This window comes from Microcella alkalica, from assembly GCF_014137945.1.
Lineage (GTDB): Bacteria > Actinomycetota > Actinomycetes > Actinomycetales > Microbacteriaceae > Microcella > Microcella alkalica.
On sequence record NZ_JACGWX010000001.1, the window covers coordinates 373634 to 398707 of the forward strand.

The window sequence follows — 25074 nt, forward strand, 5'->3', positions numbered from 1 at the left end:
ATGCGCCGATTCCTCCGCGCTCGACGGTCGAGCGTCATCACCGGCACCAGCTCGGCCCTCGTGGCCGCAGTGATCGCGACGATCGCGATCGTGTCGCCGGGGTTCGAGGTCCAGCGTCTCGACCTCAACGACGGCTCCGTCTGGGTCGCCAATGGCGATCAGCGCTCGATCGGTCGCGCCAACCTGCAGATCTCGGCGCTCGACACCGTGATCGAGGCAGAGGGCTCTGACCTACGCATCATCCAGTCGGCGAACGACATCGTCGTCGTGGACAGCGTCAACGCAACCGCCGAGATCATCGACGCCGCTCGCTCGGAAGTGGTCGAGAGCGTCCCGCTGCCCCCTGACGAGCCGTCTCTCGACGTCGATGACGAGACCGCCGTCGTCCACAGTGCAGGTTCGGGGGAGACCTGGATCGTGCCGCGCCTGCTGCTCGGCGACTTCGACGCGGCGTCATCCGCGCCCCTGGTGTTCGGAGAGGGATCGGCGATCGCGCTCGACGCGCAGTTCGGAGTCGTCGCTGTGTCGCCCGCGGGCGGAGAGGTTCTGAAGATCGATCCCGAACGACCGGACGTCGTCGAGGCGCGATGGGCGATCCCGATCGAGTCGGATGACGCCGTCCAGATCTCCATCGCCTCCGACCGCTGGGTCGTCCTGGAGACCTCAGGCAGACAGGTGCACACGCCGAGCGGCGTCATCGACCTGAGCGAGCTGCTTCCGAACGGCTCGACGCCTGTCCTCGGAGCAGCCGACGCGGCATCGCCCACCGCGCTCGTCGCGCACCGCGGAGGCCTGCTCGCGGTCCCGCTCGACGGAGGCGAGCCGCGAGCCCTCGTCGAGGGGCGCGACGGTGTCCCGGCCCGGCCGGTCATCGTCGACGGCTGCGTCATCGCGGCGTGGAGCGACGGGTCGGCGTGGAAGGACTGCGCCGGGTCGTCCGACTTGCTCGCGCTGTCGGGCGTCGCACCCGGCGCTGACCTCGTGCTGGCCGTGCGTGACGATCGGGTCCTGCTCAATGACCGTCTCTCCGGTGCCGCATGGGCCGTGCAGTCCGACGGTGCGCTCATCGACAACTGGGACGAGCTCCTCCGCGAGGAGGAGGACGAGCAGGAGGCCGAGCTCGACCGTCTGGACACGCCGCCCGAGCTCGAGCTCGCGCAGCAGCCGCCCATCGCCGTCGACGACGAACTCGGCGCCCGCCCGGGCCGGTCGACTTCGCTGCCGGTTCTGCTCAACGACTCCGACCCGAACGGCGACGCGCTGCTCGTGAGTCAGGTCGAGGCGATCGACCCCGAGGTGGGCCGCCTCGACATCGTCGGGGAGGGGCAGTTCATCCAGCTCGCCCTGGAGCCGGAGGCGCGTGGTGAGCTCGAGTTCGCGTACTCCATAACCGACGGACGCGGCGGCACCGCGACGGCGATGGTGCGGGTGGATATCCGCGAACCCTTCGAGAACGGCGCTCCCGTGCAGGCTCGGCCATCGAAGACCCTCGTGTCGGAGGGCGGCAGCGTCACCGCAGGCGTCCTGGGCGACTGGGTCGACCCGGACGGCGATCCGCTCTACCTCGCCGACGCGACCATAGCGTCGCCGGATCGCGCGAGCTTCCGACCGGACGGCCGAGTCACCGTGCAGGAGCTCGGCGGGGTCGGTGGGCTGCGGCCGGTGGCTCTGACGGTCTCCGACGGCACCGCGACCGGGGCTGGAACCCTGTCGGTGACGGTCCAGCCGAGTGGCCAGACCCCGATCATCGCCGACCCCTTCGTCGTTCTCGCCTACGCGGGTCAGGAGGTGAGGATCGAACCGCTCGTGCACGTGAGAGGAGGCACCGGACCGATCCGGCTCAGCGCCGTCCCCGCGAAGCCGGGAGCGACGATCACCTCGAGCCTGGATCGCGGCATCGTCCGCTTCGTGAGCGACGAGGTCCGCACGCACTACCTCGAGTACGTCGTCACCGATGGCGAGCAGACCGCGACCGGCCTCATCCGGGTCGAGGTCGCATCGCCGCCCGCAGCCGGTACGGCGCCGATCGCCATCCCCAAGACGGCGTTCGTGCGCACGCTCAGCAGCGCGACCATCGCGGTGGCGACGACCGACATCGACCCGGGAGGCGGAGTCCTCGTCGTCACGGGCGTCACCGATGTGCCGAGCGAGAGCGGCATCCGAGCCGAGATCCTCGAGCAGCGCGACGTCCGCGTGACTCTGACGCGTCCGCTCGCGGGCCCGACCGAGATCGCGTACGTCATCAGCAACGGCGCAGCGCAGGCGACCGGCACCATCACCGTCATCGAGATCCCACCGCTCGATCGGATCCAGCCGCCCATCGCGCGCGACGATTCGATCATCGTGCGGGTCGGCGACGCCGTGACGATCCCCGTCCTCGACAACGACGAGCACCCGGACGACGAGCCCATCACGCTCGGCCAGGAGCTGCCGCTCGGGCTCGAGGGGGAGTCGGGGCTGCTGTTCGTCTCCGGGGACGCCCTTCGCTACCTCGCGCCCGACGCACCCGGCGAGTTCACCGCGGTCTACGAGGTCCTCGGGCCGCTGGGGCTCGAGCGCGCCCAGGCGACCGTGCGCATCAGCGTCCGCGAGGTCGACGAGTCCACCAACACCCCGCCGGTGCCGAGGACGCTCACGGCCCGAGTCATCGCGGGAGAGACCGTCCGCATCCGGATCCCAGTCGAGGGGATGGATCCCGACGGCGACAGCGTGCAGCTCATCGGCCAGGAGACCGCGCCGGAGAAGGGCACGGTCGTCGAGACGGGGCAGGACTACCTCGAGTACGAGGCCGGCGTCTACAGCTCCGGCACCGACACCTTCCTCTACACCGTGGTCGACGCGATCGGCGCGCGAGCGACGGGAGTCATCCGCGTCGGAATCAGCCAGCGTCTCGAGGGCGCCCGGAACCCCGTCGCCAACGACGACCAGGTCACCGTGCGCACCGGTGTGAGCGTGCTCGTTCCGGTGCTGGAGAACGACACAGACCCGGACGGCTCACCGCTGCAGGTCGTGGCCGTGGAGTCGACCGACGCGGAAGCCGAGGCCGAGGTCGTCGACGGCCAGTACGTCCGGATCACGCCGCCCGAAATGGAGGGCCGCTACGGATTCGTCTACGCGATCGAGAACGGGCTGGGCGGGGCATCCCAGGCGTTCGTCTCGGTCGTCGTACTGGAGGACGCTCCGCTCACGCCGCCGGTCGCCCGCGACACGGTTCTCGAGCTCTCCGACATCCTGGGCGTCGACTCCGTCGACGTCGACGTGCTCGCCCGGGTGTTCTTCGCCGAGGGCGAGGTCGACGAGCTCGGGCTCGAGCTCGTCGACGGGTACGAGGGAGGGGCGCGCATACTCGCCGACGGCAGGGTGCGCGTCGATGTGGCCGAGCAGCGCCAGATCATCCCCTTCGTCGTGCGCCACCCCGTCGACCCCTCGGTGCGCGCCTACGCCTTCATCTGGGTCCCCGGAACCGACGACGCATTCCCCCAGCTGGACCGACGCGCTCCGCGGATCGAGGTCGAGAGCGAGGAGACGGTCACGATCGACATCAACGACTACGTCCTCGCGGTCGGCGACCACGGGGTCCGCATCACCGACAGCGCCACCGTCCAGGCCACCAACGCGAACGGGGACGAACTGGTCGTCGACGACGACACGCTGCGGTTCACCTCGGCCGACCTGTACTTCGGGCCGGCGTCGGTCTCGTTCGAGGTGACGGACGGCACGAGCGCGGACGATCCCGAGGGTCGCGTCTCCACGATCGTCCTTCCCATCACCGTGACGCCGCGCGAGAACCAGCCGCCCGCCCTCCTGGGCGCCTCGCTCGAGCTCGAGCCCGGACAGCAGCGCGAGTTGGATCTCGTTCGGATCACCTCATACCCGTACCCGGACGACCTCGACGAGCTCGCGTACGCGATCACCGGCGGCCCCGGCGACGGCCTGGCCGCGCGCGTCGAGGGACAGCGTCTCATCATTCGCGTCGACGACGACGCGATCAAGGGCACCACGAGCTCGGTCTCGCTGTCCGTGCGCGACGACGCGGTCGAGGGGACGGGCGGACGCATCCAGGTACTCGTCGTCCCATCGACCCGACCGCTCGCCCGGCCGGCGGATGACGTCGCAATCGTGCCCCGCGGCAAGACCACCATCGTCGATGTGCTCGCGAACGACCTCGCCGGCAATCCCTTCCCCGATGAGCCGTTGCGTGTCGTCGCGATCCGCGGGATCGATGGCGCTGATCTTCCCGCGGGGGTCTCCGTCGCCCCGACGAACGGAGGGCAGAGCCTGGGCGTCACGGTGACGGTGGACGCCGCACCCGCAGACGCCTCGATCCAGTACCAGGTCGCCGACGCGACGGACGACCCCGACCGCTACGTCTTCGCGAGCGTCCGGATCTCGGTCCAGGACGTCCCTGACCCGGTCACCGATGTGCGCGTGCAGTCGTACGGCGACCGCTCGCTCGACATCGCATGGGCGCCCGGCAGCGCGAACAATTCGCCGATCGAGGGCTTCGAGGCGATCGTGACGCGCGCCGACAATGGCTCGGTGTTCACGACCGTCGATTGCGCCTTCTCACCGTGCTCCGTCCCGACGCCGGGCAACGGACCGGACAACCGCGTGCGCATCGCTGTCGTCGCGATCAACGCGCAGGGCGCCTCCGATCCGGCGTCGCTGCCGGAAGCGGTCTGGTCGGATCTCGTTCCCCCCGCACCCCCGATCGTCGGGATCGAGCCGCTCGATCGCGGGCTCCGGGTCGGCTGGAGCAAGCCGGCGCAGGGTGCTGACGCCTCGCCGATCCGCTCCTACCGCGTCGTCGTGGGCACCGTCGTGCGCCAGCTGCCCGTCGGGGCGGGCGATGCGGCGGGAACCGTGTACTGGCTCAACGTCCTCGACGCCTCGCTCGAGAACGGCACCTCCTACGCGGTCTCTGTCAGCGCGCGCAACGATTCCTTCGACCCCCTGACCGTCTGGAACAGCTCGACCGGTTCGGGGACGCCGGCGGGGCCGCCTCTGCTCGTCGGCGCTCCCAGCGCGAGCGGATCGACGACGGGGACGGGCGCTGCCGACCACAGCGTGAGCGTGTCATGGGCTGGCGTCTTCAGCCCCAACGGCCGCTCCGTCCAGAACCACTACGTGTGGATCAGCGACTCGGGGTCGGCGCCGGACTGCACGGTCACCGGTGTCGACGTCGGCGATCGTTCGCACTCGCCCCCGTCCGGCACGCGAACGGTGAGCGGGGAGACGACTGCGCTCACGATCGACGGGCTGTCCGCTGACGTGCAGTACCGCGTCGTGGTCTACGCATACAACGGCCAGGGCTGCGCTGCGAGCGCCGAGGTGCGCGCGACCCCGCGCGCGACGCCGGGAACCGTCACGAGCATCGTCGCGAGCGCGCCGCAGGCGAACGGGGACGGCCGCTGGGATGTCGTGCTGCAATCCGCCGCGACATCGACAGGCGCCGCCAAGCTCGTCCGCTACCGTCTCGTCGTCGACGGCACGGCCGTCGCGGACTCCTCCGTGGTGTCGATGCCGACGGTGCTCACGACGCCCGACGGCGCTCACTACGGCCGCGGCCTGCAGGTGCAGGTGCAGGCGTGCGAGCAGAACGAGACGCTGCTGTGCGGCGGGTGGTCGGGGCTGTTCCCGATCGACACGGCGATCAGGATCGATGCCAAGCCGGCCTTCACCGAGAGCGCCCCGGCCCCTGCGGAGCGGGAGGTCACGATCAACTGGACTCCGGTGACGGGCACCGCCTACGACGCGGTCGAGACACGATGCCTCGGCGGCGAGGTCGTCGCGGAGGACCAGGTCGCCGGCACGTGCACGCTCCGGATGCCGCCCGCCGGGAGGCCGCAGCTGAGCATCAGGGTGACCGACGCCGGGGTCGCCTACACGAGAACCTACGAGCCGTGAGGCAGGGTGGGAGCCGAACGGGCATCCGTCGACGAGAGGCAGCATCGCAATGACCATGACCCCCGACCAGGCGCGCTGGTTCGCCGACATCGCCGGCCGCATCGTCGCCAACGTCGAGCAGGTCCTCCTCGGCAAGAGCTACGTGATTCGCCTGAGCCTCGCGGCGATGCTGAGCGAGGGGCATCTGCTGCTCGAAGACGTGCCGGGCACGGGCAAGACCTCACTCGCTCGCGCGCTCGCGCAGAGCATCCGCGGCACCACGACTCGCGTGCAGTTCACGCCCGACTTGCTTCCGGGCGATATCACAGGGATCACGGTCTACGACCAGCGCTCGGGGGAGTTCTCGTTCCACAAAGGGCCGGTATTCGCGACCATCGTTCTCGCCGACGAGATCAACCGCGCCTCGCCGAAGACGCAGTCAGCGCTCCTCGAGGTCATGGAGGAGGGGCACGTCACGATCGACGGCGTCGAGCACGAGGTCGAGGCGCCGTTCCTCGTCATCGCGACGCAGAACCCGATCGAGCAGGCCGGAACGTACCGGCTCCCCGAGGCGCAGCTCGACCGCTTCCTGATGAAGACGGCGATCGGATACCCGGATCACGCCGCCACCGTCCGCATCCTCGACGGCGCGGGCGGACCCCGAGCCTCCAAGCTCGAGCCCGTGGTCGGCCTGGACGTCGTCCGTGATCTCATCGGCGCGGCCCGCACGGTGCACGTCGACCCGGTCATCACCGACTACGTCGCGCGGCTCGTCGAGGCGACGCGCACGCACGAGGATGTCCGGCTCGGCGCCAGCGTGCGCGGCGCGCTCGCCCTCGTGCGCTGCGCGAAGACCTACGCCGCCCTCGAGGGCAGGCACTACGTGATCCCCGACGACGTCAAGGCTCTCGTCGAGCCCGTGCTCGGCCACCGGCTCATCCTCGACCCCGAGTCGGAGTTCGACGGCGTGACCGCGTCCTCCGTGATGGGCCAGGTGCTGCTCGAGACCCCGCCGCCGAGCGATCGGGTCGCCGTGTGAGCTCGCGCACCGTCGAGGGTTCCAAGCGAACCGCCACGCGCGGCCGCACTGAGGAGCGCGCTCATCGTGGCGTCGATGAGAGCACGCTCGCGTCGACCGTGACGACGGCGAGGACGCGGATCGTCGGCACCCGGACGGGGCTGACGGCGGATGCCCTCGTCACCGTCGTCCGCGTCGGCCGTGCCCTCGGGGCGGGGCTCGATCACGCCAGACGCGCCGCGTCGTCGGTCGTCACCCCCGTGGGCTGGACCCTCGCTGCCGTGGCCCCGCTGTCGCTCCTCGCCGGCTACCTGTGGGGGTGGAGCGAGCTCGTCGTCGTCGGCACCGCTGCCGCGACGCTCGCCCTCGTTGCGCTCCTGTACCTGATCGGCCGCACGCCCCTGTCGGTCGAGCTCGTCACGCCGCCGAGCCGCGTCGCGGTCGGCGACCCGGCGGTCGCGCGGCTCGCGGTCGCGAACTCGTCGCGCCGCCGCGCTTTCGGCGTCTCACTGGACGTGCCGGTCGGGCAGGGCATCGTGCCCGTGGCCCTGCCCGGCCTGGCGCACGGCGCGCGAGTCGACCGCGACATCCCCGTGCCGACGACGCGGCGCGGCCGGCTCGTGCTCGGCCCGGTGCGGACCGTGCGCGCCGATCCGATCGGGCTCGTGCGCCGCGAGGTGACCTTCACGGAGGCAGTGGAGATCATCGTGCACCCACGGACGACCGACATCCCCTCGACCTCGAGCGGGCTCGTGCGCGATCTCGAAGGGCAGGCGACCCGCGACCTGACTCCGAGCGATCTAGCCTTCCATGCGCTACGCGAGTACACTCCCGGCGACGACCGGCGTCACATCCACTGGAAGTCGACCGCCAAGACCGGCACCTTCATGGTGCGACAGTTCGAGGAGACCAGGCGCAGCCACCTCGTCGTGGCTCTGAGCATCGCGAGCATCGACTTCGCCTCGGACGCGGAGTTCGAGCTGGCCGTGAGCGCCGCGGGCAGCCTCGGTGCGCGCGCGATCCGCGACGCGCGCGAAGTCTCCGTCCTCGTCTCGGCTCTCACGCCCGAGTTCGCCAAGCGCACCGTCGTGGCCACGCGCGACCTGTCGACCATCGCACCGGGGCGCCTCCTCGACGACCTCGCACTCGTCGAGCTGAGCCCTTCGGCGCTGGGCGTCGTGGACGTCAGCAGGCTCGCCGGCGGCGGCGCTCGCGGCGTGTCCGTCGCCTTCCTCGTGATCGGCTCGAGCGTCAGGCCCTCGCGACTGCGCACGGCGGCTGCCGCTTTCCCCCCGTCCGTCGAGGTCGTCGCGATCCAGTGCGACCCCGAGCACGTTCCCGGTCGCCGACGGCTGAGCGGTCTGAGCGTCATCACGATCGGCTCGCTGTCGGACCTACGACGTGCGATGAGGGGCGCCGAGCAGTGGTGAACGCGGCTCCCGGCGGCCGCGTCAACCCTGGGCGACCGTCGGCCCGGCGATCGGCGCGGCGCCCTGCCGCGCTCGCGGCCCCGCCGCGGCCGGCGGTCCTCGCATCATCGCTCGCATTCACCCTCCTGTCGTGGGCGTTCGTCTCTGCGGCGCTCTGGCCCGTCTACCGCGCGGTTCCCTTCGTGGTGCTCGCCGTCGTGGCCATCGCCGCAGGCACGGCGATCGCGGCTGCCGGGGCCCTGCTGCGTTGGCCGGCATGGGGCGGGATCCTCGCATCGGTCGCCGTCCTGACAATCATCGGCGTGCCCCTCGCCGTGCCTGAGCGGACGGTCTACGGCATCCTCCCCGAGCCGGCCGGTCTGCTCGAGCTCACCTCCGGCATCGTCCTCGGGTGGCGGCAGTTGCTCACGATCGACCTCCCGGTTGGGTCCTATCAGGCCCTGCTCGTCCCGGCGCTCGTCCTGCTGTACGTCGGATCTCTTCTGACGGCCTCGATCGCTCTGCGTACCAGAAGGCCCGCCCTCGCCGGCGCGGTTCCCGGGCTCGGATTCCTGCTGGCGGTCGCCCTCGGTCGCGACGATCGTGCGGTCCCCCTCGTCACGGCCGTCGCGCTCGTCGTCGTCCTCATGCTGTGGGTCGCCGTGCTTCGACGTCACCGCCGGACCGACTCTCTCCGCGCGGGCGGCGCCGACAACCCGCTGGATGCGCGTGGCGCCGTCGTACGCTCATTCGCCTCGGCGACGGCACTCCTCCTCGTCGCGGGCGGGGCGGGTGTCGCCGCAGGGGTCACCGCGTCACCCTCGACGGACCGCGTGGTGTTGCGCTCGATCGTCGAGAGGCCATTCGACCCGCGCGAGCTGCCGAGCCCGCTGGCCGCGTTCCGTGCCGCGTTCGACCCCCCTCGGGCATCCGAGATCGCCCTGCGGGTCTCCGGCGCTCCCGAGGGTTCGCGCGTGCGCATCGCGACCCTCGACAGCTATGACGGCGTGGTTTTCGCCGTCGGCAGCGCCGAGGTCTCCGCCGCGTCGGGGAGCTTCGTGCGGATCGCCACCGAGCGGGAGGTTGAGTCTCCCGGTGAGCGCGCCGCGATCGAGATCGAGGTGGTCGAGGGCACAGGCAGCTGGCTGCCGACCGTCGGCGAGTTCCGCGGAGTGCGCTTCGCGGGCGACGACGCCGCTGATCTGCGAGATCGGGTGAGGCTCAACGCCACGACGGGGACGGCGGCTCTCATCGGTGGAACGGAGGCAGGAACCACCTACGTCCTCGACGCCGTCGTCCCGGAGGAGCCTGGCGTCCGGCTCGCAGAGAGCTCGCCTGGCGCCACCGCCGTCCCGGGGATCGCTGCGGCCTCCGACGAGCTGCGCGCCTGGCTCGACGGGGTCACGGCCGGCGTCGACGGCGCAGGACCAGGTCTGGCCGCTGCTCTCGAGGCCATCAGGGAGCAGGGGTACGTCTCCCACGGGGTCGACCCGGCGCAGCCGGCGAGCCGGTCCGGCCACTCGCTCGACAGGATCGGGGAGCTGCTCACGCGCCGCCCGATGGTCGGCGACGCCGAGCAGTACTCGGTGCTCGCCGCTCTCATCGCGCGCGAGCTCGGGTTCCCCTCCCGCATCGTCCTCGGGTACGGCCCGATCGCCGGCGCGCAGGAGTCGCTGCGATCGGACGACCTGACAGCCTGGATCGAGGTCGATGTGGCGGGGGAGGGCTGGGTGCCCGTCGATGTCATGCCGCCGGAGCGGGAGATCCCTCCGGCCGAGCCCCAGGAGCCGGTCCCGGTGTCGCGGCCGCAGAACGCGGTTCAGCCACCGGCGGAGGTTCCGCCCGTCGCCGACGAGCAGTCCCCGCCCGAGATCGAGCCGGGCGAGCGTCCCGAGCAGGACGACCTGCTCACCCTCCTGCTCACGATCGCGAGGTTCGTCGGCATCGTCCTCGCCGTCGCTGCACTCATCGCCGCGCCGTTCGTCGGCGTGGTGGCGGCGAAGGCGCGGCGTCGTCGGCGGCGTCGTCGCGCCGCCGACCCGACCACGCGCATCCTCGGTGGGTGGCGCGAGGTCACCGACGCGGCCGCCGATCACGGGCTCGAGATCCCGGTGGGCGCGACTCGGCGCGAGGTGGCCAGGATCATCGGTCAACCGCAGGCCGGCGTTCTCGCGCGCGTCGCGGACCGCGTCGACTACGCACCCGAGCCCCCGCAAGCCGGCGAGGCCGATCGCGTCTGGACGGCCGTCGACGCCGTGCGCGCAGCGCTCGTCGCCGGCAGGCGCCGGCGCGAGCGGTGGCGCGCCGCGCTCTCGGTGCGCTCCCTGCGCCGGTATCCTGGCCGCTCCAGGACCGAGCGGGGGAGGCGAGCACCGTGATCTGCCAGCACTGCGGTGCCACCCTGCCGCCCATCGCCATGTTCTGCGGCGAGTGCGGTCGATCGGTCGCAGCCCGCAGCCCGGTCGTCCCCCCTGTGCCCCTGACTTCGGCGGCGATGCCGTTCTCCGCCAGCGATCCGCTCTCCATCACGCCCGCGACTCCGCCGGAGCCCGACGACCCGCCCCTGGCGCAGCCCGCCGCGCCGATCTCGCCGCCCGCGCCCGCCGCCGCACCGCGACCTGCGGAGCGAGGCTGCCCGCGCTGCGCGGCATCGCCCGAGCCCGAGGACGTCTACTGCGGGACGTGCGGGGAGCAACTCGATCGACCCGCCGTCGAGGAGACCGTCGCGAGCCCGGCGTCCTCCGTGTCCAGCCCGATCCCCGAGTCCGCCCCGGCTCCGACGGCGATCGTCGCGCCGAGGCCGGCGCTCGCTCCGGGATCGGTTCCCGCGGTCGCTCTCGCGCCGGCGCCGTCTGCGGTCGCCTCGACTCCGCCCGAGCCGACTCTCGAGCCGGACACCGAGAACACCCGGCTGGTCCCGCGCGGGTCACCGGGCGCGCGCTTCGTCCTGCAGTTCTCGACAGGCGAGAGCTACACCGTCCTCGGCTCCGGGATCATCGGCCGGAACCCCAGCCCCGAGCCGGGAGAGGCCGTCGACCACATCGTCACGATCGTGGATCCGGGCCGCTCCGTCTCGAAGTCGCACCTGGAGTTCGGGCAGGACAACGGCGTCTTCTGGGTCAGCGACCGACATTCCGGCAACGGCTCCGTCATCCGCGAGCCGGGCTCTGAGGCCCGCTACTGCGAGCCGGGTCGCCGCTACCGCGTCGTGCGAGGGACGCGCATCGACATCGGCGAGCAGTTCGTCGTCGTCAGCTAGGACGGCTTCTCCTCCTCAGGGTCGCTGGCAAGCTCGCGATCCACGAGCGAGCGGGCACGGCACCGGCCTGCGAGATCCGCGCGGTTGACTGCCCGCATGACCGCGCTCGTCATGCCGCCTCTCCCGACTCCGCCCACGCCTCCTCCGCACACGCCGTTCCCCGTCATCGCCGTCATCGCCCCCGCGGTCGGCGCCGTCGTCATCCTCCTGATCACCGGCTCGGTGTTCGTGCTGGTCTTTGCCGCGCTCACGCCGCTCATCGCCATCGCGACGACTCTGGATGCGCGCCGCACCGCCCGCCGCCACGTGCGCGAGGAGGCGGCGCGCTTCGATCGCGACTGCGCCGCGTGGCTCGCCCGAGTGCCCGAGCTACACGCGCTCGAGCGCGCGCGAGCCGACGCGGCGCGACCGCCGCTGCACGAGCTGCTGCGCGCCGGTGACCCGCAGTGCCCTGCTGATGCACCCGTCCGCGTCGGCGTCGCGCCCGGTCCGAGCGCGATCGCCCCTGAGCGACCGGCGGTTCTGGACGACGGACCGGTCGCGCGACGTCTCGCCGAGCTCGTCTCCCGCGCGTCGCTGCACCCCGCGCTGCCCGTGGCCGTCCCCGCGGGCCCGATCCGGATCGTCGGGCGAGGGCGCGCCGCCGACTCGGTCGCCCGTCTGGTGGGCCTCCATCCCGCGTGCGTGGTCGATCGGGTGCGCACGGCGCGCGTCCCGCACGGAGATGCCGGTGCTGCGCTCGTTCCGGTCGAGCTCGTCGTGGAGTCGCCGACGCGCATGCGCGTGCGGCTGCCGGACGGCGTCGAGCACTTCGTGCAGCCGGAAGGGGCGACGCTGCGGGAGCAGGAGCTCGTACTGCGGCGTCGTTCGCCCGGCGTGGCAGCGCTTCCGCCGTCGGTCGCGTGGTCCACGATCCGAGCGGAAGCGATCGCGGGTTCCGTCGGAAGCGAAGCGGCTCCCGGCGTCATCGGCGTCGATGCGGCCGGTCCGGTCGGGATCGACCTCCTCGGCGACGCTCCGCACGCCCTCGTCGGCGGTACGACAGGAAGCGGCAAGAGCGAGTTCCTCCGGACGGTCGCCCTCGCGTGGGTCGAAGGAGCATCCCCCGCTGATCGATCGATCCTCCTCGTCGACTTCAAGGGCGGTTCGGCGTTCGCCGAGCTCGCGATCCTCCCGCACGTCGCCGGCCTCCTGACGGATCTCGATGCGGTGGCCGCAGAACGCGCGCTGCGGAGCCTGCGTGCTGAGATTCGACGCCGCGAGCGCGTCCTCCTGACGAACGGCGCCAGGGAGATCGGCGACATGCCATCAGGGGTTCTGGCACGGCTGCTGATCCTCGTCGACGAGTACGCCGTGCTCGTCGAGAGCTTCCCCGAGCTACAGCCGCTCATCGCCGACATCGCGGCGAGGGGGCGCTCGCTGGGCATGCACCTCGTGCTGTGCACGCAGAGACCCGCGGGGGTGGTGCGCGACGCGGTCGCCGCCAACTGCGGCATCCGTGTCGCATTCCGGATGGCGAGCACCGCGGAGTCGAAGGGTTTCCTCCCCGGCCCGCCCCCGCCGGATGACTCACCGGCGGGGCGTGCCGCGCTCGCCGTCGCTGGCCGCTCGAGCAGCGTGCAGATCGCGACGATCGGGATGAGCGACATCCGCGCCGTCGCCGATCGGTGGAGGGCGGCGGAGCCTGCGCCGCGACCATGGCTTCCGCCGCTACCCGACCACGTGAGGCGAGCGCACACTGCCGCGATGGAGGCCGAGCCCGAGAGCGAGAGCGAGACCGCGAGCGGCCCCGCGGACGGTCTCCGCCTGACGATCGGCATCGTCGATGATCCAGATCGACAGCGTCGACTCCGCGGCGAGTGGTCGCCGCAGCGGGATGGCGCTCTGCTCATCGTCGGCGGCCGGGGGAGCGGAGCGGAGGACGCCCTCGCCGTGCTCGGCGAGAGCGCCGTCGCCGCGGGATGCGATGCGGTGGTGCTCCCGCGGCGGCCGGCGGACGCCGTCGGCGCGCTCCTGGAACTGCGCGAGGAGCTCGAGAGCGGTCCGCGCGCACCGGACGGTCCGCGCCGACTGCTCCTCCTGCTGATCCCGGAGATCGATGTCCTCGTCGCAGAAGCCGGCGATCGGGCCATCGACGTGCTCGAGGCGCTCGACGCTGCTGACCGCCGGATCCGCCGCCGAGGCGGAGCCATCGCCGCGAGCTGCTCCTCGGTGCTCCGTGCCCGGGCGGGGGTCGTGGGCCGCTTCGACTCCGTGCTCCTGCTGCGCGCGGCGTCGCTCGATGATCATCGGGCCGCGGGCGGGTCACCGGCCGGTTTCGACCCGTCCGCCCCTCGCGGGCGCGGCCTATGGCGCGGCCGGGCGATCCAGGTGCTCGAGCGGGAGCAGGAGCCGATCGCTGCGCGCATACCCGTCATCCCCGTCTGGAGCCCTCCCGCCGGGCTTCCCATCGCTGTCGTGTCGCCTCGACCCACGGTGACAGCGGACCGGCTGCGACGCCGAGGCATCGAGGTCGGGAGCGACCCGATGGTGCTCGCCGGTGTCGGTGCGATCGTCGCGGACGGCTTGCGCGGCGGACCCGCGCACGGTGTCGTCGTCGCCGACGCCGAGACGTGGCAGGCGACGTGGTCCGCCCTCGCACTCGCCCGCCGCGAGGGAGTCGTGGTGCTCGTGGACGCGAGCGAGAGCGACGCGCGCGCGGTGCTCGGCGCGCGCGCGAGGATCCCTCTTCGCGACGACGACGCACCCGACGAGGTCATCGTCGTCGACTCGCGCGGGCCGTTCCGAGCCCGGTGGGCAGAGCTCGAACCCGACCTAGGCAGCGCCGCGGACCGCATCGGATGATGAGGCCCGCGGCGATCGGGGGATCAGCTGATCGCGCTCGCGAGATCGATCGAGCTCAGCCCGTGGGCCGCACCGACGGGCTCGTTGGTGACGTTCCCGTCGTGAGTGTTGAGTCCGAGCGCGAGAGCAGCGTCGGCCCGGAGCGCGTCGCGCCAGCCTCGGTTCGCGATCGCGCGAACGTAGGGCATCGTCGCGTTCGTGAGGGCGTGGGTCGAGGTCGACGGTACAGCGCCCGGCATGTTGGCGACGCAGTAGAAGATGCTGTCGTGCACCGAGAAGGTCGGCTCGGCGTGCGTGGTCGGCCGCGAATCGGCGAAGCACCCGCCCTGGTCGACCGCGATGTCCACGAGAACGCTGCCCGGCTTCATGCGTGAGACGAGCTCGTTGCTCACGAGCTTGGGGGCTCTGGCGCCGGGGATCAGGACCGAGCCGATGAGCATGTCGGCTCGCACGGCCGCCCGCTCGATCTCGTAGCCGTTCGACGCGATCGTCTGGACCCGCCCGGCGTACAGCGCGTCGAGTTCGCGCAGACGCTGGATGTTGGTGTCCAGAACGGTCACGCGGGCCCCGAGGCCCACGGCCATCGCGACCGCGTTCGTGCCGGCGACGCCGCCTCCGAGCACCACGACATCGGCCGGGTGCGTGCCGGGGACGCCGGGGACGAGGAGTCCCGGACCGCCGTTGGGTCGCATCATCGCGTTGGCGCCGACGATCGGCGCGAGCCGCCCGGCCACCTCGCTCATGGGGGCGAGGAGGGGGAGAGCGCGGGAGGGGAGCTGCACCGTCTCGTAGGCGATCGCCGTCACGCGAGCGTCGAGGAGGGCCTGGGTAAGCTCCTTCTCGGCGGCGAGGTGCAGGTAGGTGAACATCACCATGCCTGGCCGGAAGTGGGCGTACTCAGAGGCGATCGGCTCCTTGACCTTGAGCAGGAGCTCTGCCTCGCCCCACACCTCTCCGGCATCGTCGACGATGCGCGCGCCCTGACCGGCGTACTCGTCGTCCGTGATCGACGAGCCGAGGCCTGCGCCCGCCTGCACGATGACCTCGTGCCCGTTGGCGACGAGATCGTGCACGCCGGCAGGCGTGATCGCCACCCGGTACTCGTTGTTCTTGACCTCCGCGGGGACCGCGATTCTCATGTTGTCTCTCCTGTGTCGGCGCGCGTCAACCCGGGTGCCATCGCCACGGTGCGCTGCGGCATCAGCGTAGCGCTCCACAGCGATGGAATCCGCACCTTTTCTCGCCCGGATGTGCTGATTTCGTGAAGATTGTGTTTCAGAATGGACGAATCGGGCCGCACATGGTGCGATGCCTGGGGCGGTGTGCCAGTATCGAGCCACCGTCACAGCACCCGCGTACACCGTCGTACCTGATTCGCGTTAGGAGCAGCGCCCATGCACCGTCCGCTTCCCGAAGACCCGATGATCCGCAGCCTGATCGCCCAGGCCAAGCGAGCCCAGATCAGCCGCCGTGCCATGCTCGCCGGAACCGGCGCCGGCGCTACGGCTCTCGCGCTCGCCGCGTGCTCCACCGGCTCCGAGGAGCTCTCGCCCGCTGAGGACCAGTCCGAGAGCGACAAGACGCTCAACTGGGCGAACTGGCCCTTGTACATCGACGAGGACGAAGAGGGCAACTACCCGACCCTGGAGCGCTTCCAGGAGGAGCTCGGCATCGAGGTCAACTACCTCATCGACGTTGACGACAACAACTCCTACTTCGCGAAGGTCCGCGACCAGCTCGCTCTCGGCCAGGACATCGGGGCCGACACCGTCTGCCTCACCGACTGGATGGTCAACCGCTGGATCCAGCTCGGGTACACGCAGGAGCTCAACAAGGACAACATCCCCAACGCGTCGAACCTCGTCGCAAGCCTCCAGGACCCGGCGTTCGACCCCGGTCGCGCGCACTCGCTGCCCTGGCAGGGCGGATTCGCCGGCATCGCCTACAACGTCGAGGAGACCGGCGAGGTGCGCTCCGTGAGCGACCTCTGGCGCTCCGACCTCTCCGGTCGCGTCGGAGTGCTCTCGGAGATGCGCGACACCATCGGCGTCATCATGCTCGAGAACGGGGTCGACATCTCGGGCGACTTCAGCGCCGACGAGTTCAACGCCGCGCTCGACGTCTTCCGCGAGCAGGTCGAGTCCGGCCAGATCCGCAACGTCCGCGGCAACGCGTACACCGAGGATCTCGTCAACGGCGACACGCTCGCCGCGATCTGCTGGTCGGGCGACATCACGCTGCTCAACTTCGAGGCCGGCTACGAGAAGTGGAAGTTCGTGCTCCCCGAGGGCGGCGCGACGCTCTGGAACGACAACTTCCTGATCCCGATCGGCTCGCCGCGCAAGACGAACGCCGAGACGCTCATCAACTACTACTACGAGCCCGAGGTGGCTGCCGAGGTGGCCGCCTGGGTGAACTACATCACCCCCGTCGAGGGCGCCTACGAGGCCGCCATCGCGATCGACCCCGAGCTCGCCGAGAACCAGCTCATCTTCCCCAACGCCGACACCCTGGCCCAGGCGAAGATCTTCCGCGGGCTCACCGCCCAGGAGGAGAACGAGTTCCAGTCGGCGTTCCAGAGCATCCTGCTCGGCTCGTAGTCCGATCTCCATCCCTCTCATCCGAAGGAGCGACACCGAGGTGTCCATGAGCGCTGTCCCGCACTCGGGCTTCGCCGAAGCGGGTGCCGACCTCGAACTGGTCGGCATCACGAAGCGGTTCCCCGGCTTCACCGCCATCGAGGATCTCGACCTGCGGATCCCCGCAGGGTCGTTCTTCGCGCTGCTCGGCCCGTCCGGCTGCGGCAAGACGACGACCCTGCGGCTCATCGCAGGCCTCGAGGAGCCCACGGCGGGCCGCATCCTCATCGGCGGCAAGGACGTCACGGCGACCAAGGCCTTCCAGCGCCCCGTCAACACGGTGTTCCAGAGCTACGCGCTCTTCCCGCACATGACGATCATCGAGAACGTCGCGTTCGGCCTGAAGAGACGCAAGATGGACAACGCGGATGCTCTGGCTCACGAGGCGCTGCGTCTCGTCGAGCTCGACCACGTGTCGTCCCGAAAGCCCTCCCAGCTCTCCGGCGGGCAGCAGCAGCGCGTGGCGCTCGCGCGAGCGATCGTGAACCGACCGGCGCTCCTGCTGCTGGATGAGCCGCTCGGCGCGCTCGACCTCAAGCTGCGGCGGCAGATGCAGATCGAGCTCAAGGCCATCCAGGACACCGTCGGGCTGACGTTCCTCCACGTGACGCACGACCAGGAGGAGGCCATGACCATGGCCGACACGGTCGCGGTCATGAACAAGGGCGTCATCGAGCAGATGGGTCCGCCGCAGGAGCTGTACGAGCTCCCGCACACCGCGTTCGTGGCGACCTTCCTCGGCCAGTCCAACCTGATGACCGGTCACGTCGTCAGCTCGAGCGGGAACTCGATGGTCGTCGACGTCGCGGGCAACCGCGTCGAGGTCCCGCGAGAGCGGGCTCAGCGGCACGCCGGCGAGGTCGTGGTCGGCGTCCGACCCGAGAAGGTGACCCTGCACGGTAGCGATCCCGCACGGCAGTCCGGGCGGAATCTCGTGGGCCCTGGTCGGATCACCGATGTCTCCTTCAGCGGCGTGAGCACGCAATACGAGGTGACCTCCCCTGACTTCGGAGTGTTCACCGTCTTCGCGCAGAACACGAGCATCTCTCGCATGCATCGCGACGGCGACGAGGTCTGGATGAGCTGGGACGTCGGGCACACCTTCGGCCTCGCCGACGAGCCCTCGATGGTTCCCGTCAACCGGTTCGACGAGGACACCGACACGAGCATGATCGCGACGCAGCGCCGCGAGCAGCTCGAGGCGGAGCTGGAGGGGGCCTGACCCATGGCCTTCGGCGCCTTTGCGACCTCCACGACGGCGGCTGAGCCGGCAGCCCGCAGGAAGAGCCCCATCGCTCTGCTCCTGTTGCTGCCCGGACTCCTCTACCTCGGGCTCTTCTTCCTCGTCCCACTCGTCTCCCTCGTGATCACGAGCCTCCAACAGCCGGACCCGGTCGTCTTCGGCCAGTACGAGAACGCATTCCGATGGGAGAACTACGTCACGGTGCTGCAGCAGTACTGGCCGCAGACTCTGCGCGCGTTCGGCTACGCGGCGCTCGCGACGCTCTTCGCCCTGCTGATCGGGTTCCCTCTGGCGTACTTCATCGGCATCACGCTTCGGCGCTGGCCCCTCCTTCAGGCGCTCGCGCTCGTCCTCGTCATCGCGCCCTTCTTCATCTCCTTCCTCCTGCGCACGATCGCGTGGAAGCAGCTGTTCTCAGACGAGGGCCCTATCGTCGGCTTCCTGCAGGCTCTCGCGATCCTGCCGGGGGATGCGGCGATCACCGGGTCGGCATTCGCCGTCGTCTTCGGACTCACCTACAACTTCATCCCCTTCATGACCCTGCCGATCTACACTTCGCTCGAACGCCTCGATCTGCGCTACGTCGAGGCGGGTGGCGATCTCTACGCGAGTCCGCCCTCGACGTTCCTCCGCGTGACGCTGCCGCTCGCCGCTCCCGGCATCATGGCGGGCACGCTGCTGACCTTCATCCCCGCTGCGGGCGACTACGTGAACGCGAGCCGTGAGTTCCTCGGCTCGACCGACACCGCCATGATCGGCAACGTGATCGAGGCCAACTTCCTCGTGCTGCAGAACTTCCCCGCGGCCGCCGCGCTCTCGCTCGTGCTCATGGCGGCGATCTTGATCCTGGTCAGCGTCTACGTGAAGCGCAGTGGAACGGAGGATCTGCTGTGAGAGGCTTCGGCAAGTACGCCATCTGGGTGTACTCGGGCATGGCGCTCGTGTTCCTGATGGTTCCGATCATCTACACGATCGTGTTCTCCTTCAACGACTCCCGTCGCACGAACATCGTCTGGCGCGGCTTCACGTTCGACAACTGGCTCAACGTCTGCAGCGCGCAGGGTGTCTGCCAGGCGTTCGCGAACAGCATCCTCATCGGTCTCGTCGCGACGGTTCTCGCGACGACGCTCGGGACGATGATCGCGATCGCGCTCGTGCGCTACCGCTTCCGCTTCCGCTCGGCGACGACGCTCCTGCTCTTCCTGCCCATGGCCACTCCCGAGGTCGTCCTGGGCGCGGGCCTTGCCGCTCAGTTCCTGCAGGCGGGCGTCGGCAAGGGAATCGGCACGATCATCCTCGCTCATACGATGTTCTGCATCAGCTTCGTCGTTGTGACCGTCCGAGCGCGCGTCGCGAGCCTCGACCCCGCTCTCGAGGAGGCGGGTCGAGACCTCTACGCGTCGCCGCGCGAGGTCTTCTGGCGCATCACGTTCCCCCTCCTGCTGCCGGGCATCACGGCGGCCGCGCTCCTGTCCTTCGCCTTGAGCTTCGACGACTTCATCATCACGAACTTCAACCGCGGTGCCGACGTCACGTTCCCGTCGTACATCTACACGGCGGCCGCACGGGGGATCCCCGCGGAGGCGAACGTCATCGCCTCCGGCGTCTTCCTGCTCGCGATCGCACTCGTGCTCATCTCGCAGTTCTCGGCCGCCGCCCGGCGCCGGAAGCTCGCCTTGACGCCCTAGCCGAGAGTCACGCGGAGAGCCCCGACCGGCTCTTCGCCGCCGAGAACGGGTTCGGCGATGTCGTCGAGGAGTTCAGCGACGGCATCGGGGTCTACGAGCCCCTCCGCGAGGAGCAGCGCGAGGGCGACGGGAGTCGTCGCGCGCATGGAGCCGTCCAGCACCTTCACGGCGACTGCCGCGCCCGAGGGCGAACCGATGACGACGAGACCCTCCGCACCGATCTTCGCCAGGACACCGAGGCGCTCGATCGCGAGGGTGTTGGCGCGGCCGTGTCCGTCGATCGCCCACGGCTCGGCGGCGACGGCCTGCATGAGCCGGGCCGCGTCCGGGGTGCGGCCGCTCGCAACTCGGGCGATGCCGCGCGCGAGGGCAGCGAGCGAGGTCGCGTGCAGCGGGGCCCCGCACCCGTCGATGCTCGTGCGTCGACCGGCATCCCCCGTCCATTCCTCGATCGTCGACCTGATGCGCTGCTGCACGGGATGCTCGGGATCCAGGTACGTCGCCGGGTCCGCGCCCAGCGCGTCGCTCGCGCGGAGGAACCCCGCGTGCTTGCCCGAGCAGTTCATGGCTTCGCGCGCTGGGCCGAGATCGGAGGCGAGTCGTTCAGCCCGTTCGCGGGTGCCGAGGGGCCACTGGGCCGGGCACTGCAGGGCGGAGGCATCGCGCCCGTCGGCTGCGAGCATCCGCTCGACGACCGCGATGTGCGCGAGCGAGCCGCAGTGCGAAGCGGTCGCGAGCGCGAGCTCGTCATCGGCGAAGAGGGCTCCGGTGCCCAGCACGGCGATCGACTGGAGGGGCTTGAGGGTCGAGCGGGGATAGATCGTCGCGTGCACGTCGCCGATCGCTCGCAGCACGCGACCGTCGGCATTCACAACCGCCGCGGCACCGAGGTGTCGCGACTCGATGAGCCCTGACCGCTCGATGACCGCGAGCTCGACAGAGCCCGCTGCGGTCAGCGGGCCATCGCCGCGAACGCCTCGGTCGCTGTGAGCGCTCACGCCTCCGAGAGCACGGTGTCGAGCACGGCGACCGCCTCGCGGAGGAGCTCGTCGGTGATGACGAGCGGAGGCAGGAAGCGGATGACATTGCCGTAGGTGCCCGCGGTGAGCACGAGCACGCCGTGCTGTGCCGCGGCCGCTGCCACGCGCGAGACCGTCGCCGCGTCGGGCTCGTGGGTCTCCGGGTCGACGAACTCGATCGCGATCATCGCGCCGATGCCGCGCACGTCTCCGATGGCGGGGTGCTTGGCCTGCAGCTCGCGCAGCAGGGGCACGAGCGTGCCCTCGATCCGAGCGGCCTCGTGAAGAAGCCCGCGCTGCTCGATCTGCTCGAACACGGCGATCGCAGCGGCGCACGCGACAGGGTTGCCTCCGTAGGTGCCGCCGAGTCCGCCGGCGTGTGCGGAGTCCATGATCTCCGCGCGGCCGACGACGCCGGCGAGCACCATGCCGCCTGCGATGCCCTTGGCGGTCGTGATCATGTCGGGCACGAGGCCGAAGTGCTCGCTCGCGTACCAGGCCCCAGTGCGGGCGACGCCCGACTGCACCTCGTCCGCGACGAACACGATGCCGTTCGCGGTGCACCACTCCTGCAGCGCGAGGAGGTAGCCCTCCGCGGGAACGATGAACCCGCCCTCGCCCTGGATCGGCTCGGCGACGAGGCACGCGAGATCCTGCGCGCCGACGCGCTTCTCGAGGTAGGAGATCGTCCGCTTGGCCGCCTCGGCCCCCGTGAGGCCGTCATGGAAGGGGTACGAGTTCGGTGCGTGGTAGACGTCGCCCGCGAAGGGACCGAAGCCGAGGTTGTACGGCATGGCCTTGAAGTTCATCGCCATGGTCAGGTTCGTGCGGCCGTGGTAGCCGTGGTCGAGAACGGCCACGCCGTTGCGGCCCGTGTGCTTGCGCGCGATCTTGACGGCGTTCTCGAGCGCCTCGGCGCCGGAGTTGACCAGCACGACCTTCTTCGCGTGATCGCCGGGCGTGTGCTTCACGAGCAGCTCGGCGACGCGCACGTACGGCTCGTACGGGGTCACGGTGAAAAGGGTGTGGGTGACCTTCGCCACCTGCTCCTGAACCGCGGCGACGACGGCGTCGTTGGTGTGGCCGACGCCCATGACGCCGATTCCGCCGCCGAGATCGATGAACTGATTGCCGTCGACGTCGACGACGATCGCGTCGTGCGCGCGGTCGATGTAGATGGGCAGGGTCGTGCCGACGCCGCCCGAGACGACCTCGAGGCGGCGAGCGTGCAGAGCCTCGGACTTCGGGCCGGGCACGGCGGTGACGATGCGGCGCTCCTGGGCGATCTCGTGGTCGCCGACAGCGCTCGGGACGGAGGCGGAGAGGGTGTCAGTCATGGTGGGATTAGTCTACTCCCGGGTGCTCCGCCCGGGCCGGGAAGGAGCACCGTGAGCGCGCACCACAGCTACGCCATCCGGATCGAGTGGACGGGCGACCGGGGCGAGGGCACTGCGTCGTACCGTGCGTACGGTCGCGACCATCGCATCCTCGCCGACGGCAAGAGCCACGCCATCGACGGGTCGAGCGATCGGACCTTCCACGGCGACGCCGAGCGCTGGAATCCCGAGGAGCTCGTGATCTCCGCGCTCGCCCAGTGCCACATGCTGAGCTACCTGCACATCGCCTCGACGAACGGACTCGTCGTCGTCGACTACACGGACGACGCGACCGGCACGCTCGAGACCGTCGGCGACGGCGGTCGGCTCACCGAGGCCACGCTGCGGCCGATCGTCACGCTCGCGGCGCATCACACGGCGGAGGATGCGGACCGGGCCGGCGAGCTCCATGAGCGGGCGAGCGAGCTGTGCTTCATCGCCAACTCGGTGAGCTTCCCGGTGCACCATGAGGTGCGCATCGTCATCGCGCGAGTGTAGGGATCCGCTCGGAGCCGCCGTCAAGGCGGAGCGTGGGAGAATGGGGATTTCGTGCCCGCTGACGCAAAGGACTCTCTCGTGCGCCGCACCTCCGCTCTTCTGCTCTCGCTCGGCCTCGTGGCGACGCTCGCCGCCTGCTCGCCCGGAACGGAGGACAACGCCGCCGACGGCGCGAACGACGCCTGCCCGCTCACGGGTTCGGGAGGGTCGTCCGAGGCCGTCACGGTCGGCGGCGACATCGATGCACAGCCTGAGATCTCGTTCGTGGGCCCTCTCGAGCCGGAGGAGACCGAGCGCACGGTCGTCATCGAGGGCGAGGGAGCCGCCGTCGCCGAGGGCGACACGGTCAATGTGGACTACACGATCCTGAACGGCGGCACCGCCGAGCAGATCGAGTCCACGTACGAGGCAGGCCCGACCGTGCAGGTGCTGATCGACAGCGAGTCGCAGCTTCTCTCGGGCCTGTCGAAGTCGCTCGTCTGCGCGACCGAGGGCTCACGCGTTGTGGGCGTCATCCCGCCCGCCGAGGCGTTCGGTGCGGAGGGGCAGCCGCAGTTCGGGCTCGAGGCCGAGCAGTCGCTCGTGTTCGTCGCCGACGTCGTGTCGATCGCAGCGCAGCCGCTCGAGCGGGCTGAGGGCACCGAGGAGGACGCGCCGGAGGACTTCCCGGCGGTCGAGCTGGCGGAGGACGGCGCGCCGACGGTCACGATCCCGGACGAGGAGCCGCCGGCGGACTTCCAGCTCGCGACGCTCATCCAGGGCGATGGCGAGGAGGTCGGCGCCGACGACACCGTGACCGTCCACTACACCGGCATCAACTGGAACACCGGCGAGATCTTCGACTCCAGCTGGGAGCGCGGCCAGCCCGCGTCGTTCCCGACCGGCGGCGTCATCCCCGGCTTCCGCGACGCGCTCGTCGGCCAGCTCGTCGGGTCGCAGGTCATCGCGATCATCCCGCCCGAGTTGGGCTACGGCCCCCAGGGCGGCACCCCCGACGGCTCGATCGGCGCGGAGGACACGATCGTCTTCGTCGTCGACATCCTCGCCACGAGCTAGGGTCGGGGATGCCCGGCGCGCGTCGGGCAGGATGGTGAGCATGCGCGATGTCATCATCCTCGGCTCCACCGGCTCGATCGGCGTCCAGGCGCTCGAGGTGATCGCCGCCAACCCCGACCGCTTCCGCGTGGTCGGGCTCGCGGCCGGTCGCAACCGCGAGCTCGTCGAAGCTCAGGCGCGCGCCCATTCCGTGGAGCACATCGCCCTCGGCGCCGACGCGGCGGCCGAGCTGGTGCGGGATGTCGCCTGCGACGTCGTGCTGAACGGCATCACGGGCTCGGTCGGTCTCGCGCCCACGCTCGCGGCGCTGCGCGCGGGGCGCATCCTGGCGCTCGCCAACAAGGAGAGCCTGATCGTCGGTGGGTCCCTGGTGACGGGTCTCGCCGCCCCCGGGCAGATCGTGCCGGTCGACAGCGAACACTCCGCGATCGCCCAGGCGCTGCTCGCGGGAGACCGCCACGAGGTGCGGCGGCTCGTGCTCACGGCCAGCGGTGGGCCCTTTCGCGGACGCTCCCGCGCCGAGCTCGCCGAGGTCACGCCGGCCGATGCGCTGGCGCACCCGACCTGGGACATGGGAAAGGTCATCACGACCAACTCGGCCACGCTCGTGAACAAGGGGCTCGAGGTCATCGAGGCGCACCTGCTCTTCGATGTGCCGTACGACCGCATCGATGTGACCGTGCACCCGCAGTCGATCGTGCACTCGATGGCGGAGTTCGTCGACGGCTCGACCATCGCGCAGTGCTCGCCGCCCGACATGCGCCTCCCGATCTCGCTCGGGCTCGACTGGCCGCATCGGGTGGCCGGCGTCGGCGTGCCGCTCGACTGGACGTCGGCCAGCACATGGGAGTTCGCGCCGCTCGACGAGGAGGCCTTCCCCGCGGTCGCCCTCGCGAAGAGTGTGGGCGTCGCCGGGGCCACGTTCCCCGCGGTGTTCAACGCGGCGAACGAGCAGGCGGTGATCGCCTTCCACGATCGCGCCGTGAGCTACCTCGGAATCCTCGACGTCGTGCGCGCGGTCGTCGACCGTCACGACGCCCTGCCGATGACGCTCGACGGCGTGCTGGAGGCCGAACGCTGGGCGCGCGCGGAGGCCGATGCCCTCATCGGGAGCGGGGCTTTCGCAGGCTAGTGACTGC

General features: G+C 70.7%; 16 protein-coding genes. 13 read left to right on the top strand and 3 right to left on the bottom strand.

The genetic code is table 11. The features are described from left to right. The 6 genes from FHX53_RS01815 (at position 1) to FHX53_RS01840 (ending at position 14416) form a co-directional block, all read left to right on the top strand. A complete protein-coding gene (locus FHX53_RS01815) occupies positions 1-5907 on the top strand; it encodes an Ig-like domain-containing protein (RefSeq protein WP_182489642.1) in 5907 nt (1968 codons plus the stop codon). A 49-nt stretch (positions 5908-5956) separates the two neighbouring features. Further along, the gene (locus FHX53_RS01820) at positions 5957-6925 is read left to right on the top strand and encodes an AAA family ATPase (RefSeq protein WP_182489644.1); all 969 of its coding nucleotides are present in this window, start codon (positions 5957-5959) and stop codon (positions 6923-6925) included. Then, entirely contained in the window at positions 6922-8334 is a 1413-nt protein-coding gene (locus tag FHX53_RS01825; RefSeq protein WP_343050735.1) for a DUF58 domain-containing protein, read from the top strand. The genes FHX53_RS01820 and FHX53_RS01825 overlap by 4 nt, the downstream gene beginning before the upstream one ends. After that, entirely contained in the window at positions 8328-10691 is a 2364-nt protein-coding gene (locus tag FHX53_RS01830) for a transglutaminaseTgpA domain-containing protein (protein ID WP_182489646.1), read from the top strand. The genes FHX53_RS01825 and FHX53_RS01830 overlap by 7 nt, the downstream gene beginning before the upstream one ends. Beyond that, positions 10688-11572: a zinc-ribbon domain-containing protein gene (locus FHX53_RS13975; protein ID WP_182489647.1), complete on the top strand. Its 885-nt coding sequence runs from the start codon at positions 10688-10690 to the stop codon at positions 11570-11572. The genes FHX53_RS01830 and FHX53_RS13975 overlap by 4 nt, the downstream gene beginning before the upstream one ends. A gap of 96 nt (positions 11573-11668) precedes the next feature. Further along, on the top strand, positions 11669-14416 hold the full coding sequence (locus tag FHX53_RS01840) for an FtsK/SpoIIIE domain-containing protein (RefSeq protein WP_182489648.1): 2748 nt from the start codon (positions 11669-11671) through the stop codon (positions 14414-14416). A 23-nt stretch (positions 14417-14439) separates the two neighbouring features. Here the strand turns inward: FHX53_RS01840 and ald are convergent, their stop codons facing one another. After that, on the bottom strand, positions 14440-15555 hold the full coding sequence (ald, locus tag FHX53_RS01845; protein ID WP_182489649.1) for an alanine dehydrogenase: 1116 nt from the start codon (positions 15553-15555) through the stop codon (positions 14440-14442). Positions 15556-15810: 255 nt separating this feature from the next. On the opposite strand from ald, the gene FHX53_RS01850 reads away from it, so the two are divergent. Genes FHX53_RS01850 through FHX53_RS01865 form a run of 4 tightly spaced genes read left to right on the top strand, consistent with a single transcriptional unit; the run spans position 15811 to position 19986 of the window. Continuing rightward, entirely contained in the window at positions 15811-17016 is a 1206-nt protein-coding gene (locus tag FHX53_RS01850) for an ABC transporter substrate-binding protein (RefSeq protein ID WP_182489650.1), read from the top strand. Positions 17017-17062: 46 nt separating this feature from the next. Next, complete coding sequence (locus FHX53_RS01855) at positions 17063-18277, top strand: ABC transporter ATP-binding protein (RefSeq protein ID WP_182489651.1); 1215 nt, start codon at positions 17063-17065, stop codon at positions 18275-18277. A 3-nt stretch (positions 18278-18280) separates the two neighbouring features. Then, complete coding sequence (locus FHX53_RS01860) at positions 18281-19192, top strand: ABC transporter permease (protein ID WP_182489652.1); 912 nt, start codon at positions 18281-18283, stop codon at positions 19190-19192. A gap of 38 nt (positions 19193-19230) precedes the next feature. Further along, the gene (locus FHX53_RS01865; protein ID WP_246335432.1) at positions 19231-19986 is read left to right on the top strand and encodes an ABC transporter permease; all 756 of its coding nucleotides are present in this window, start codon (positions 19231-19233) and stop codon (positions 19984-19986) included. Here FHX53_RS01865 and FHX53_RS01870 read toward each other — a convergent pair. Both FHX53_RS01870 and gabT read right to left on the bottom strand, forming a co-directional pair. Beyond that, a complete protein-coding gene (locus FHX53_RS01870; RefSeq protein WP_343050738.1) occupies positions 19983-20984 on the bottom strand; it encodes an asparaginase in 1002 nt (333 codons plus the stop codon). The genes FHX53_RS01865 and FHX53_RS01870 overlap by 4 nt on opposite strands. Continuing rightward, complete coding sequence (gene gabT, locus FHX53_RS01875) at positions 20981-22342, bottom strand: 4-aminobutyrate--2-oxoglutarate transaminase (RefSeq protein WP_182489653.1); 1362 nt, start codon at positions 22340-22342, stop codon at positions 20981-20983. The genes FHX53_RS01870 and gabT overlap by 4 nt, the downstream gene beginning before the upstream one ends. Positions 22343-22393: 51 nt before the next feature. Here gabT and FHX53_RS01880 point away from each other — a divergent pair, with 51 nt between their 5' ends. From FHX53_RS01880 to dxr, 3 genes are read left to right on the top strand one after another with little or no spacing between them, the layout of a single operon-like run. After that, positions 22394-22879: an OsmC family protein gene (locus FHX53_RS01880; protein WP_182489654.1), complete on the top strand. Its 486-nt coding sequence runs from the start codon at positions 22394-22396 to the stop codon at positions 22877-22879. Between the two features lie 51 nt (positions 22880-22930). Beyond that, positions 22931-23935: an FKBP-type peptidyl-prolyl cis-trans isomerase gene (locus FHX53_RS01885; protein ID WP_343050739.1), complete on the top strand. Its 1005-nt coding sequence runs from the start codon at positions 22931-22933 to the stop codon at positions 23933-23935. Between the two features lie 40 nt (positions 23936-23975). Beyond that, positions 23976-25067 (top strand): 1-deoxy-D-xylulose-5-phosphate reductoisomerase, encoded by a 1092-nt coding sequence (gene dxr / locus FHX53_RS01890; RefSeq protein ID WP_182489655.1) that lies wholly within the window; start codon positions 23976-23978, stop codon positions 25065-25067. The last annotated feature ends 7 nt before the right edge of the window (positions 25068-25074 follow it).